The following is a 14,358-nucleotide window of genomic DNA, read 5'->3' as shown; positions in this document are numbered from 1 at the left end:
AGAGCCGCTCGGGTGTTCGTTGATGTGCGGGCAGGTTTTTGCGTTGGTCGGGCCGCCAGCGGCGGAATTCCGTGTCTGGAGACATCAGCTATGGGCCATTTGCGCCTTGAACGGCCAAGCGCCATTCGCCGTTTTCTGGAGAGCCAATCCTCGGCCGGCATCGTGCTGATGGGGGCCGCCGCGTTGGCACTCGTGCTGGCGAACTCGCCGCTCGGGCCACGCTACGAAACCATTCTCCACGCATATGTCGGGCCATTGTCGGTCGGGCATTGGATCAACGACGCGCTGATGGCCGTGTTCTTCCTGCTCGTCGGCCTGGAGATCAAACGCGAGATGCTCGACGGCCAGCTCTCGACTTGGCCGCGGCGTGTCCTGCCGGGAATCGCCGCGGCTGGCGGCATGCTGGTTCCCGCCCTAGTGTATCTCGCCCTGAACCAAGGTCCGACCGCAGCGGGTTGGGCGATACCGGCGGCCACCGACATCGCCTTCGCGCTCGGTGTGATCGCATTGCTCGGCAACCGTGTTCCCGCATCGCTGAGAGTGTTCCTGGCGGCATTGGCGATCCTGGACGACCTCGGCGCGGTCTTGATCATCGCGGTGTTCTATACGGCGAAGCTATCGATACCGGACCTGGCCGGGGCAGCGGTCGCGATCATGGTCCTGGTGAGCTTCAACCGCCTCGGCGTCCGTCGCCTGACGCCCTATCTGCTGGTGGGCGCGATCCTGTGGGTGCTGGTGTTCCGTTCGGGCATCCACGCGACGCTGGCCGGGGTCGTCCTTGCCTTCACCATCCCGATGCAGTGCACGCCCGGCCGTCCGGACGGGGACTCGGATAGCCCGTTGCACAGACTCGAGCATGCGCTGCACCTGCCGGTCGGGTTTATCGTCGTCCCGATCTTCGGCCTCGCCAATGCCGGCGTGGCAGTGCTCGCATTGCCTGCCGAAGCCCTGGTCGCGCCGGTCACGCTGGGGGTCGCGCTGGGGCTGCTGATCGGAAAGGTAACCGGCGTGTTCGGCTTTTCCATGCTGGCCGTGCGGCTCGGCCTGGCGGATATGCCGGCCCATGCGGGAAAGCGGCAATTGCTCGGCCTCGCCCTGTTGTGCGGGATCGGCTTCACGATGAGCATCTTCATCACTTTGCTGGCTTTCCCAGGCAGCCAGATCCTGCAGGCGGAAGCAAAGCTGGGCGTCCTTGCCGGCTCGTTCGTATCGGGGTTGCTGGGCTATTTGCTGCTTCGGAGCGTCAGCACCGTCCCGCCAAAGGCAAGCCCGGTACTCCGATCGGTGTAAGTCAGTCCTGGTGGGGTCGATCGGCGGCGCGGGTCGCCGCCTTTCGCTACGGTGATGTCTTGCAGGCTGGGACATCGCACCCCTCGATCCGTGCGTCCGTCTCAGGACTGCAACACGAGAGATCGTACTCGATCGAGGGGGAAAGATACAAAAGGCTAACGTCGTCGGCGAAAGCCGACGACGAGCAGGTCCTCACAAGGATGTGACGGCCACGACATTGTCGTCGCCGTTACGATCCACATACATGTTGTACGGATCGATCCCCGCAAAGGCCGGCTTGCGGCGCGTTACGATACGGACGGTCTGCACGCCCGAGACGATCGGGCGGCGTTCCTTGAGGATCACGTCCCGTGCGGCGAAGCTGCCGAGGCCGGGGCGCTGGTCGAACACGCCGACGTCGATCGTGTCGGCCAGCGGCGCGGGCTTCTCGACGCCAGTACCGTTCGCATAGGCCTTGGCGGCGTCGATCGTCAGTATCGTCTCGAAACTGCCGTCGGGCAGCATCCGCGTGGTCGCGCCGGTCGTCTTCAGGTCGTACACCGTGATGCGATCGAGCAGGTCGAGCACGAGCTGCCGTTCGGCGGGCGTGCGAGCCAGCGAGAGGAAGCCGGCGACCAGATCGAGCGACCGCGGATAGGGCTTTCCCTTGAAGCGATAGCGGGCGAGCAGACCGCGCAGCATGGCGTTAACGCGCGCCTCGCCCAGGCGGTCCTGCAACAGGTACATGACCAGCGAGCCCTTGCGGTAATGGATGTACCCCTGGTTTTCGACCCGATCGAGCGGCATTTCCTCCACCACGTCGCCGCCGCGCGACCGCAGATAGATGTCGAGCTCGTATTTCAGGAAACGGCGGATCTTGTCGTCGCCATATTGGTGCTTCATCACCATCAGCGCGGAATATTGCGCCATGGTCTCGACCAGCATCGTTCCGCCCTGCATGTCGGCGCCGACCAGCTGGTGGCCCCAATATTGATGCCCCAGCTCGTGCGCGGTGACATAGCTGACATAGTCGATCTTGTCGGGGTCCCGCGTGTCCGCGACGAAACCGATGCGTTCCGAATAGGGGATCGTCCCCGCGAACGCCTGCGCGTAGCTCGCATAGCCCGGGAATTCGAGGATGCGCGCATAGTCGAACTGATAGGGCCCGAAATTGGCGCGGTAATAGGCGAGCGAGCGCTGCATCGCGTCGAGCATGCGATCGACGTTGAAGGCGTGTTGGGGGTCGTAGAACACCGTCAAATGCGTGCCGTCGACGGCCCGCGAGCGCTCCGCATAGGCGGCCGACTGGACCGAGAAGAAGGCGAGGATCGGTGCGGTCGATACGAACCGCGCCGTCCGGCGTCCGTCTGCCGTCGTGTCCGAGACCTTGCGGCCCGGCGCCACCGGGACCTGGCCGGCGATCGTCGAGACGGTGATGTCCGAGCGGACCCACGGCGCGTTGTTGATGAGGTTGCGCGCCTGCGCCGAACGATCCTCCAGCTTGGCGGGGCGGAGTTCGGGCGTCAGGCCGTATTTGCGCCGCTTGGCACGGTCCTGCAACAGGCCGTTCTGGTCCATGCCGAACTGCGGTGCGAACTCGCTGTTCTGCAGGAAGCTGCCGTTGCCGACGACGCGGGTATCGTCGTTGTTCGCGACCAGCCCACGCTGCCACCGCGTCGCCTGGAACGCCATCGTGCCGCGTGCGCCGGGCGCGAGCGGCGACGCGAACCGGTAGATCCGATATTGCAGGTCGCCGTCGTTCATCACCAGCCGCGCGCCGGGAATGACGACTTTGCCAAGGCGCGTCTGGTCGTTCATCAGCCGGACGTGCAGGTCGGACAAAGGCGCGCCGGTATCGTTGACGAAGACATAGGTGCCGCTCGACTGCATCCGACGCTGATCGGGATAGAGCGCGACGGTCAGGCGCATGTCGGTGACCGAGGGCTGTTTCAGCTTGGCGTATTGGAGATACTTCTTCTCATACGCGGCCAGCCGCGCCTCGCCGTCCTGCGTGGTGCGATTGCGGTTGATGACGTTCATGTCGTGATACAGACACGCACCGCTTGCCGCCGTCGCGATCAGCGCGCCGGCCAACACGAGGCCAGGCGCCCCGAGCAACCGGCGTGGGACCTGCGCGAGGCGGACCCTGAGCCGAGTCTCAGTACCGCGCCGCCAGAGCAGATGCGCGAAGACGCACAATGCCAGCGCGACCGAGCCCCAATAGAGCCTGAGCCACCATGCGCGGGGTCCGCCGATCTGCGCACCGTTCATGTCGGACAGCTGGACCTCACCGGCGGTGCCGTATTGATAGAGCGGGTGTTCGAAGCCCATGTTCGTCAGCGTGATCGTGCCGACGAGATAGACGACCATGATCGCCCAACCGATGTATTTGTTGGGACTGAGCGCCTGGACGAACACCGCAAGGACCGCAAGGATGACCGCGTCCGCCGTCATCGGCAGCACCCACCAGGCGAGATAATGCCCGAGCGCGAGGTCTGTCTGCCCGCGTGCCAGTTGGACGACGCACGCGGTCAGCGCCGCCGTCACCGCGGTCGCGAACAGGACGCCGGTGATCGCGAGCACCTTCGGCACCAGATACGCCCAGTTCGGCAGCGAGGTCGCATCGACGATCTCGTGCATGCCGCGCTCGCGATCGCGCCAGACCAGTTCGCCCGAATAATAGATCGCGATGATCAGCGGGATGATGCTGAAGGTGCCTTCCAGCGTCGCGATCACCGCGAACGTCAGCTGGCGGATCGGCGCACCGTACATCTCGTTGGCGAACAGCATTCCGCCCAGCGTGTTGAACAGCCCGATCAACAGCAGCACGACGAACGCGGGGCTGCGGAACACCAGCGCCATCTCGAACCGGCACCGCGCGATCATCCGCGTCCAGTTCGCCTCGTTCGATCTGGCGGCGGGCAGGCGCTCGACGATCAGCGGCGCCGTCGCCGCCAGCTTCGTGGTGGCGCGCTGCTGCTTGCGCAATCGGCGCTTGGACACGCCCCGCTCGGTAAACGAGAAGCGCGCATAGGCAACGGTCATCGCCACCAGCCCGACGCCGATCGTGATCACGCGGTTCCACAACAGCACGCCGGTAAAGACGGGCATCCCGGCATTGGCCTCGCTTGCGGTCCAATACCGTGTCGTCGCGCGGAATGCGCTGATCCCGAACAGCTCGAAATAGCTGCCGGTCAACCGCCATTCCGGCTTGGCGCGCAGGATCGAGGTCATCGCCAGATACAGCATCAGGAACACGACGACGCCGAGATAGGAGTACATCATCGACCGCGTCATCGTCGCCACCGCGAAGAAGATCGCCGAGGTCAGGAAGACGTTGGGCAGCGCCAGCAGGAAATAGGCATAAGCGAAGTCGTGCAGCCGGTTCGGCCCGAGCGTCTCGTGATCGACCCACGGCATCAGCGATCCGAGCCAGATCGCCAGCGGGATCGCGGCGAACGCCAGTGCCGCCGCCGCGAACGCGCCGAGGAAGCGCGCCATCAGATAGTCGAACTTTCCGACGCGGGTCGATCGCACCATCGGCCCGAACCCGCTCTCGTCGTCGCGCACGATCACGTTGGCGACGAACGCGGTCGTCACGAACATGAAGAAGATCGACATGATCTGGTGGACCTGCGCGATCGCCACCGGCGCATTCTTGTGGATGTTCGCACCGCTGCCGATCTTGATCTGGTCGATCGTCATCGATCCGAAGGTCAGCAGGAAGAACAGGATCGCGACGGTCCAGAAGACCGGGTTGCGCAGTTGATAGCGGAGTTCGAAGCGGGCGATCTGGCCGAACATGGCGTTCAGGCCGCGATGGTCGAGGAGGTGATTTCCGTCGCCGGCTCACGCCGCGATCGTGCGAGCGTGGAGAAATACACGTCCTCCAAGCCGCCCCGCGCGGCCGTGAAGCCATCGCCAGGATCGTCCGGCGACAGGATATGGATGATCGTCCGGCCGGCGAACAACCGCGTCGAGATCACCTCGTAGCGCTGCCGGCTTTCGTCCAGTTCGTCCCGTCCGATCGTCTTTGCCCAGACGTTGCCGCGGGTTCGTTCGATCAGGTCGAGCGGCGCACCCTCGAGCTGGATCCGTCCCGCCGCCAATACGGCCATGCGGGGGCACAGGTCGGCGACGTCTTCGACGATGTGCGTCGACAGGATGATGACGACGTTCTCGCCGATCTCCGCGAGAAGATTGAGGAAGCGATTGCGCTCCTCGGGATCGAGGCCTGCGGTCGGCTCGTCGACGATGATCAGCGCGGGATTGCCGATCAGCGCCTGCGCGATGCCGAAGCGCTGGCGCATGCCCCCCGAAAAGCCCGCGATCGCCTTTTTGCGGACGCTCCAGAGATTGGTCTGGTTGAGCAGCGTCTCGACCGTCTCCTTGCGTTCCTGCGCCGAGGCTATGCCCTTGAGCACGGCCATGTGATCGAGCATGTCATAGGCGGATACGCGCGGGTACACGCCGAAGTCCTGCGGCAGATAGCCGAGCGTCTCGCGCAGCGCCTCGGGGTTCGCGATCACGTCGATGTCGCCGAAGCGGATCGTGCCGGCAGTCGGCGTCTGCAACGTGGCGATGGTCCGCATCAGCGTCGACTTGCCCGCGCCGTTGGGCCCGAGCAGCCCGAACATGCCGTTGGGTACGCTGAGCGTCACATCGTCGAGTGCCCGGGTACCATTGGCGTACACATGCGTGACCTTGGCAAGTTCGAGCATCGTTGATCCCCCATCCGGAGACCAAGCTATCAGGTGTATTGCCGATGTAAAGCAGCCAGATTTCGCTTATCGATCCGCGACCGGGATCGAGGGACGGGCTATCCGGGCGGTCGTGCACCATGACCGAGCCGAATATCGCCCGTTCGGAAGCACTTGCTATTTCACGCGGTGAGGAAGCCGGTCCAGCATCCCGTTCAACGTCGGAGTCTCGACATTGTGGCCGACCATGATCGGAACCGCACCGGGCGGGATACGCCAGCCAGGCTTCGTCACATCGTACCGTGCCAGCAGGCGGAGATCGAGCGAGACGGACACCCTGCGGCTCTCGCCCGATCGGAGCGTCACCCGCTCGAACCCGACAAGCCGTTGAACCGACACGCCATCCGCGCCGGCAACCGATGCATAGACCTGCGGCGCATCCGACCCTGCCCGCCTGCCGCCGTTGGTGACCGTGAAGCTCACACGCGGCGCGATGCCGCCGGTCACGGTCAGGTCCGAATAGGCGAACCGCGTGTAGGACAGGCCATAGCCGAACGGGAACAGCGGCTTGGCCTCGGTGCGGCTATACCAGCGATAGCCGGCATCGGCGCCCTCGACATAGTCGACCGGGAAGGACTCGACGCCGCCGCTGATGTCGATCGTCGTCGCGCCGACGGTGGGCGGCTTGCTCGCCTGCCGGGCCGCCGCTTCGTTCACCTTGTCGAGGCCGGGAATATCGGGACGTGGCATCTGCCGGTCGCTGGCCGGAAAGGTCAGCGGCAGGCGTCCCGTCGCGTCGACTTCGCCGAACAGGACGCGCGCGATCGCTTCGCCGCCGCGCTCGCCGGGATACCAGGCTTCGATCACCGCGCCGACCTTCGACAGCCACGGCATCAGCACCGCGCCGCCGGTTTCGAGCACGACCGCCGTCCGCGGATTGGCCGCCGCGACCGTTTCGATCAACGCATCCTGCCCATCCGGCAGCGCCAGCGTCGCGAGATCGATCGCCTCGGTCCGCCACTGCGTCGCGAACACGAATACCAGATCGGCGGCCCGCGCTGCATCGGCGGCGGCGGCAACGTCCTTGCCGTCGAGATACGTCACTACCGCATCCGGGACGCGCGCCTTGATCGCGGCGAGCGGGGAGGAGCCGTGATAGGTCACCTTGATGAACCCCAGGTTCGCCGGGCCGTTCGGCATCGGCAAGCGGATCGGCGTGCCGGCGACCGCCGCGACCTGCGAGGAGCCGCCGCCCGACAGCACACCGACATCGGCATGACCGCCGATCACGACGATCCGCTTGGCGGTCCTGGCGGCGGGCAGCAGGTCACGGTCGTTCTTCAGCAGGACGATGCCCGCCTCCGCGGCCTTCTGCGCGATCAGGCCATGCGCGGCATAGTCGATCGGCTGCGGTACGACAGGCGACGGCGTATCGATCACGCCGTGCGCGAACATCGTCCGCAGGATACGTGCGACCATGTCGTCGAGCCTGGCTCGCGATACCGTTCCCGCCTCGACCGCGGCCTTGAGGGGCGCACCGAAATAGATCGCCTTGTCGAGTTCCTGCCCGGATTGCTGGTCGAGCCCGGCATTGGCGGCCTTCGCCGTCGAATGGACCGCGCCCCAATCGGACATCACCCAGCCCTTGAAGCCCCAGTCACGTTTCAGCACCTGATTGAGCAGGTGATCGTTCTCGCAATCCCAATCGCCATTGACCTTGTTGTAGCCGCACATGACCGATCCCGGCCGACCGCGCTCGATCGCGATCTGGAATGCCAGCAGATCGCTCTCGCGCAACGCGGCCTCGGGCATCCGCGCATCGAGCACATAGCGGCCGCTCTCCTGCGCGTTCAGCGCGAGATGCTTGATCGTCGAGACGATGCCGTTCGACTGCACGCCGCGAATGCTCTCGCCCGCCAGCACGCCGCTCAGCAGCACGTCCTCGCCGAGATATTCGAAGTTTCGACCGTTCCACGGATCGCGTGTCAGATTGACCCCGCCTGCGAGCAGCACGTTGAAGCCCTTCGCCCGCGCCTCCGCGCCGATCATAGCGCCGCCGGCATAGGCGATCGCCGGATCGAAGCTTGCTGCGGTCGCCAGGCTGGACGGCAAGGCGGTGGCGACGTCGCCCGGGCGCATGCTGCCGCCATTGGCGATGCCGAGGCTGGCGTCGGTCTCGTACAGGTCGGTGATCCCGAGGCGCGGCACGCCGGGGACATGCCCCGCCCCGACCCGCTTGTCCGCCGGATTGGCCTTGCGCACCGAAGATCCGAACGTCCCGTGCAGCATCGCGATCTTCTCGTCGAGGGTCATCGCCTTCACCACCAGCGCGGCCCGCGCATCCGAGGACAACGACGTGTCGCTCCACGCCCGCGCGGTAGCCGGCGCGGTTTGCGCCCGTGCGGCGATCGGCAGCATCGTCGCCAGGGCGATGCCCGCCAGATATCCTGCGATCCGGTTGTTCACGTCTCGATCCCTTTCAGCGGGGGAGCGACAGATCGACGGTTACCGCCCCTGCCCGCGTCCCGGCGGCCGTCCTGGATCGCAGCCTAGGCATGCTCGGGAATCATGCGGTGGCCGGTGTGCATATGATCGTCAGGCGGATTGTCCCGTCGCTCAAACCACTCCCGCGCTGCCTAAACCCGCGGCCCAAGGGTCTTCGGGAACGGGCTCGGCATGAGAGGCGATCGGCACTGCTCGACACACCGGGCATGCTTCTCGATGCGGTCTGGGAGACTGCCGGGACAGGCGGAGCCTAGCCGCCAAGCGGACAACCGCTCCAGACCGAGACGCTTGCGGCGCGACGCAGTCTAGGAAACGTCATGCCAAGGACATTGTACGAAAAACTATGGGACAGCCACGTCGTCGCCGACCTGTCTCCCCAGCAACCCGGCGGCGATGCGCTGCTGTATATCGATCGCCACCTCGTCCATGAGGTGAGCAGCCCGCAGGCGTTTCAGGCATTGCGCGACGCCGGGCGGCGCTTGCGGCGGCCCGAGACGCATCTTGCCGTCGCGGATCATGCGGTGCCGACGCGGAGCCGGGGCGCGATCGCCGATCCGCTCGCCGCCGCACAGGTCGCCGAACTGGAAGCGAACGTCGCGCAGTTCGCGGTGCCCTATCGCCGGTTCGATGGCGACGGCCAGGGCATCGTCCACGTCATGGGCCCCGAGGCAGGCTTCACCCTGCCCGGCATTACGCTGGTTTGCGGCGACAGCCACACCACCACGCACGGCGCCTTCGGGGCGCTCGCGTTCGGGATCGGCGCGAGCGAATGCGGGACGGTGATGGCCGCGCAATGCCTCAGGCAGAAACGCGCCAGGACGATGCGGGTCGAACTGACCGGCACGCTGTCGCCGCATGTCTCGACAAAGGACCTCGCACTGGCGCTGATCGCCCGGATCGGCGCGACGGGCGCGGCGGGGCATGCGGTGGAATATACCGGGCCAAGTGTCGCTGCCCTGTCGATGGCGGCGCGCATGACCCTGTGCAACATGACGATCGAGGCGGGCGGCCGGATCGGGTTGATCGCGCCCGACGACACCACCTTCGCGTATCTCGAGGGCCGCCCGCTCGTCCCGCACGGTACGCGCTGGACGCAGGCGGTCACGTATTGGCGGACGCTCCGCTCGGACGCCGACGCGGTGTTCGACACGTCCGTCGCGATCGACCTCGGCGATATCGCCCCGCATGTCAGTTGGGGAACCAGCCCGGAGGATTGCGCACCGATCACCGCCAGCGTGCCCGACCCCGCAAAGGTACAGGATATGAGTGCCAGGCGGCGGCTCGAAAAGGCGCTCGCCTATATGGACCTGACGCCCGGTACGCCGCTCGACGCGATCGCGATCGACCGGGTGTTCATCGGCTCGTGCACGAATGGCAGGATCGAGGATCTGCGCGCCGCGGCCTCCGTCGTCGACGGACGACACGTCGCCGAGGGCGTTAGCGCGATCGTCGTACCCGGATCGACCGCGACCAAGCATCAGGCCGAAGCCGAGGGGCTCGACGCGATCTTCCGTGCGGCCGGGTTCGAATGGCGCCATGCCGGCTGTTCGATGTGCGTCGCGATGAACGACGATCGGCTGGCGCCGGGCGAGCGCTCCGCCTCGACCTCGAACCGCAATTTCGAGGGCCGCCAAGGGCCCGGCGGCCGGACGCACCTGATGAGCCCTGCGATGGCCGCAGCCGCCGGAATTGCCGGCCATCTCGTCGATATCCGCACTTTGGGAGCGCATGGCGCATGATAGCCTTCGATCGCCTGACCGGGACCGCAGCGCCCTTGCCCGAGGAAAATGTCGACACCGACATCATTTTCCCGGCACGTTTCCTGCTGATCACCGAGCGACACGGACTCGGCCGCTACGCATTCCACGATCGGCGTTTCGCCGCCGACGGGTCGGAGATCGCGACGTTCGTACTCAACCGCCAGCCGTGGCGTGGTTCGCCGATCCTGATCGCCGGGGCCAATTTCGGCTCCGGATCGAGCCGCGAACAGGCAGTGTGGACATTGCTCGGGCACGGCATACGCTGCGTGATCGCACCGAGCTTCGGCGAGATCTTCCACGGCAATTGCTTCCGCAACGGCGTGCTGCCGATCGTCCTGCCCGAGGCGGTCGTCGGCGCGTTGATGGCGGCGGCGCAGGACGGGCGGATTTTCGTCGTCGATCTCGACGCACAGGTGATCGCGAGCGAGGGCTTGCCCACGCTGTCCTTCCCGATCGACGCCGAACAGCGGCTCGCCTTGCTCAACGGCTGGGACGAAACCGACCTGATCCTCAACGCGCGCGGTGCTGACATCGCCGCGTTCGAGGATCGACAGAAGCGCATTCAGCCCTGGCTGTACGACACGGAGACTGCGGCATGAGCGACGATCTGGCGGCGAACTATGCGGGTGTCTACGGCAAGCGGATCGGCTTCGGCGCGCGGCCTGCGGTTCTGATGATTGACTTCTGCCAAGGCTATTTCGATCCGACCTGCGACCTGTATTCGGGGGTCGAGGATGCGCTGGCCTCGGCCCTGCGCATCCGGGTTGCGGCCCGAGCGGCGGGCGTACCGGTGATCCTGACGAACGTCGTCTATCATCCCAGCGCGATCGACGGCGGGCGCTTCTTCGAAAAGGCCGCGCCACTCCGCCATTTCGTGGCGGGCAACCCGATGGGGGCCTGGCCGGAAGGACTGGTGCCGGAAGCAGACGAACTGGTGATCTCGAAACAATATCCCAGCGCGTTTTTCGGCACCTCGCTTGCCTCGACGCTGACCGCGCTCGGCGTCGACAGCGTGTTGTTGACGGGCCTCACCACCAGCGGCTGCATCCGCGCCAGCTGCGTCGATGCGATGTCGCACGGCTTCCGCACCGCGGTGATCGCCGACGCCTGCGGCGATCGTCACGCCGCGCCGCACGAGGCCAATTTGTTCGACATGAACGCCAAATACGCCGACGTGGTGAGTGAAACCGACGCGGTGGCGTTTCTGGAGACCCTGACACGCTGAACACCGACACTCCGTCAGAGCGGGCAGATGCAAGTGGTCGAGGGGGGAATAGGCCCGAACAGATCCACGCGACGGAAAGTAGATTCTATCATTGGGCCGACGGCCGCACCAATGTGCGCGAATTTCCGACATAGTGTGGAAACGGGATCGGTCGGGCGACACGACCGAGGGCCCCTGCAAAATTCTCAGAAGGTAACGATTTCACCCAGGGGATTTGCGGCAAGGCCGAACGTCTACGAGCCCCGGAAGGGCCCGTCGATCATGGCGGCGGCATTGGCTCGGGCGGAGGCGCGGACGCGGTCGATCAGTGCGATCAGCCTCAGCCCCTCGTCATGAAGCGGACTGCGATGGGGCCGACCACGCACCGCAGCCGCGAATTCGAGGAGTTGCGTGCGAAAATAGCCCGACAGGTCGCGCCCGCCCATGCTGCGCGGGTCCCCGATCGTGCCAGCATCGGGCTCCACTAGCAGCACGTCGTTCCAGTAGAGATACTCGCCATCCTCGATCCGCAGCACGCCGCGGTCGAAGAACAACGTCTTGCGATCGACTATTTGAGGCTGATTGTAGCTCAGGTGAAGGCTGGCGATCCGCCGGCCCGGATAGGCCAGCAGGATCATCGCCTCGTCCTCGCCCCGCCAGCCGTCTTGATGGCGCGCGGCCTCGACATGGACGCGCAAAGGATCATCGCCCATCACGAGTTGGACGAAATCGAGCGCGTGGGGCGCGAACAGCGACAGGATCAGGCCTTGCTCGGGCGCACGCGTCGCCCACCACGGGGCCTGCGGCCCGTCCCAGAAAACGCATTGCGACACCTCGATCGCGCGCAAAGTGCCGAAATCGGCGCGATGATCCTGGAGATGGCGGACCGCGGCGCCGTGCCGGAAGGTATGACCGATCGCGAGTACACGTCCGGCCGCTACGGCAGCGTTCGCCATCGCCGCCGCATCCGCCGCGTTTTCGGCCATCGGCTTTTCGACGAGGACGTGTTTGCCGGCCTCGAGCGCCTGTAACGTTTGCGATGCGTGACAATCATTGGGCGTACAGAGGATCACGGCCTCCACTGCGTCGAGCGCCAGCGCCTCGGCCAGCGTCGTGAACGCATGTGCCGCGCCGCGCTCCACCGCTACCGTTGTAGCCCGCGCGGGATCGGGATCGACCACCGCGACCAGCACCATGTGGTCAGGCTGCGCGGCGATCGCGGCAAGATGCGCCTCCGCGATCCGGCCACACCCGACCACCGCGACGCGGATCGGATCAGCCGGCATGGACGTGCACCCTGACGGGAGAGATCGTCACTTCGTCCGAGGGAACGAAGCGCCAGACGATCATCGCGGCGATCAGCTTGAGAATGCCGGGCAGGACACCATACGCAAACGCGATGCCAGCCAGCGCAGAGGCGGGCTGCACACCCCCCTGCCTGGCGACCGCAGCGCTGAACCCCATCGCCGACAGCACGAAACCTGCGATCAACGTGCCGCCGAGAGCGATCCCGGACTTCTCGATGATCGTCCACACCGCGGAGAACGACCCTGCACGATCGTCGCCGCGCTCTGCGCGCGACCGCGCGATCGTGTCGGCGAGCAACGACAGCACGACGAGTCCCCAGCCGGTATTGAAGAAGCCCACACCCGCGCCGAACACATAGACCAACCCGATCGGTGCATCGGCCGACAGAGACCAGAGAAGCATCGTCAGCGCATGACCGGCAGCGGCGGCCACGTACGCGTTCTTCTTGCCGATCCTGCGTGCGACATACACCCAGAGCGGCGACCCCGTCATCACGACGACGGCCATGATCGTCGAGATGATACCGATCTGCACGAACGCGTCGGTGCGTGCCATGTTGTAGGTCACGAAGAACGCGAACGAGGCGTAGGACATTCCCGCCGCCACCGTCATGGCCACTGCCGATGCACATAGCACGACGAATGGGCGGTAGGTGAGCACGCCGAGCAGGGCGCGCACCGTCAGCACCCGCCTGACGCTTGGCACGACCCGGATGCGTCCCGCCGCGGCCCAGGCCAGCAGCAGCGTAACCGCACAGAGCAGCCCGAGCACGGTCGCCGCGATCAGATACGCCGCCCGTCCGCCACCTAGCAGATGGATGAGAACCGGCGTCAGCGCCGCGCCGAGCAATACGCCGACGCCGGTCATACCGTGCTTCCACGCCATCAATACCGTTCGCTCCCCCGGATCGTCGGTCATCTCGGCGAACTGTGCGAGATAGGGCACAGAGAAGGTGGAGAAGGCGATCATGTAGACGCTGAACGCCAGCGCGACATAGGCGACCTGGATCCACAACGCCGCGTCCGGCACCGCGAACGTCGCGACCATCGCAAACGGCGCCATCACCGCGCCGATCAGCAACCACCGCCGTCGCGGCACCCGGTCGACCAGTCGATCCGAGAGGATGCCGATGCCTAGATCGGATACCGCGCCGAAGAACACCTTGGGAATGAAGATTGCCGCACCGGCGATCGCGGGCGGCATGCCGACGATGCTGGTGAGGTAGAACAACAGCAACAGCGACGGCGCATCGCGGAACAGCTGGCCGGCGATCTGGCCAGCACCATATCCCGCCTTCACCGCGGTCGGGACAGCGGCGGAAGAAAGCGCGTGGGCGGGTCTGTCGTGCATCGGCAAAGTCCTGCGTCTGGTTCCGGCAAGGGCCAAGAGCCACAGTCGTCCGGGTAATTATCCGGTCGCAGGGCTCATGATCGCGTGGCGGATACAGCCACGAAGCGAGATTGAGCGAGGCCCGGCAAGTCGCAAGGTCTGATGTGTCGGACGCCGGTAGCAATATCGATCGTCCCAAACCCGATCACTCGACAACCAAGACCTTAATAAAACCGGCCCTCACGATACGCGAACTATCGCGATTGAAAAGAAAGCAGAAGAT

Annotated in this window: 9 protein-coding genes; 4 read left to right on the top strand and 5 right to left on the bottom strand. The window is 65.6% G+C overall.

All coding sequences use genetic code 11. The annotated features are described in order from the left end of the window. The first annotated feature begins 90 nt into the window (after positions 1-90). The gene (gene nhaA, locus NLI89_RS08625) at positions 91-1,290 is read left to right on the top strand and encodes a Na+/H+ antiporter NhaA (RefSeq protein WP_254686667.1); all 1,200 of its coding nucleotides are present in this window, start codon (positions 91-93) and stop codon (positions 1,288-1,290) included. A 192-nt stretch (positions 1,291-1,482) separates the two neighbouring features. On the opposite strand, the gene NLI89_RS08620 is transcribed toward nhaA, so the two are convergent. The 3 genes from NLI89_RS08620 to NLI89_RS08610 form a co-directional block, all read right to left on the bottom strand. Further along, positions 1,483-5,073: an ABC transporter permease/M1 family aminopeptidase gene (locus NLI89_RS08620; RefSeq protein WP_254686666.1), complete on the bottom strand. Its 3,591-nt coding sequence runs from the start codon at positions 5,071-5,073 to the stop codon at positions 1,483-1,485. 5 nt (positions 5,074-5,078) lie between these two features. Further along, a complete protein-coding gene (locus NLI89_RS08615) occupies positions 5,079-5,990 on the bottom strand; it encodes an ABC transporter ATP-binding protein (RefSeq protein WP_254686665.1) in 912 nt (303 codons plus the stop codon). Positions 5,991-6,146: 156 nt separating this feature from the next. After that, positions 6,147-8,387, bottom strand: a complete 2,241-nt coding sequence (locus tag NLI89_RS08610) for a beta-glucosidase family protein (RefSeq protein ID WP_254686712.1) — start codon at positions 8,385-8,387, stop codon at positions 6,147-6,149. Between the two features lie 404 nt (positions 8,388-8,791). Here NLI89_RS08610 and leuC point away from each other — a divergent pair, with 404 nt between their 5' ends. The 3 genes from leuC to NLI89_RS08595 are packed head-to-tail and all read left to right on the top strand — an operon-like array spanning position 8,792 to position 11,459. Continuing rightward, positions 8,792-10,213 carry a 3-isopropylmalate dehydratase large subunit gene (gene leuC, locus NLI89_RS08605; RefSeq protein ID WP_254686664.1) on the top strand — a complete coding sequence of 474 codons (1,422 nt, stop codon included), beginning with the start codon at positions 8,792-8,794 and terminating at the stop codon, positions 10,211-10,213. After that, positions 10,210-10,833, top strand: coding sequence for a 3-isopropylmalate dehydratase small subunit (leuD, locus tag NLI89_RS08600; protein ID WP_254686663.1), 624 nt, complete (start codon positions 10,210-10,212; stop codon positions 10,831-10,833). Before leuC ends, leuD begins: the two co-directional genes overlap by 4 nt. Further along, complete coding sequence (locus NLI89_RS08595) at positions 10,830-11,459, top strand: isochorismatase family protein (RefSeq protein WP_254686662.1); 630 nt, start codon at positions 10,830-10,832, stop codon at positions 11,457-11,459. Before leuD ends, NLI89_RS08595 begins: the two co-directional genes overlap by 4 nt. A 233-nt stretch (positions 11,460-11,692) precedes the next feature. On the opposite strand, the gene NLI89_RS08590 is transcribed toward NLI89_RS08595, so the two are convergent. Beyond that, positions 11,693-12,724 (bottom strand): Gfo/Idh/MocA family protein, encoded by a 1,032-nt coding sequence (locus tag NLI89_RS08590; RefSeq protein ID WP_254686661.1) that lies wholly within the window; start codon positions 12,722-12,724, stop codon positions 11,693-11,695. Beyond that, entirely contained in the window at positions 12,714-14,096 is a 1,383-nt protein-coding gene (locus NLI89_RS08585) for an MFS transporter (RefSeq protein ID WP_254686660.1), read from the bottom strand. The genes NLI89_RS08590 and NLI89_RS08585 overlap by 11 nt, the downstream gene beginning before the upstream one ends. Positions 14,097-14,358 lie beyond the last annotated feature (262 nt).

The sequence above is a fragment of the Sphingomonas faeni genome (assembly GCF_024273235.1).
Classification (GTDB): domain Bacteria; phylum Pseudomonadota; class Alphaproteobacteria; order Sphingomonadales; family Sphingomonadaceae; genus Sphingomonas; species Sphingomonas faeni_A.
The sequence above is the reverse complement of the archived record's forward strand: the minus strand, read 5'-3'. Positions and strand labels throughout refer to the sequence as shown.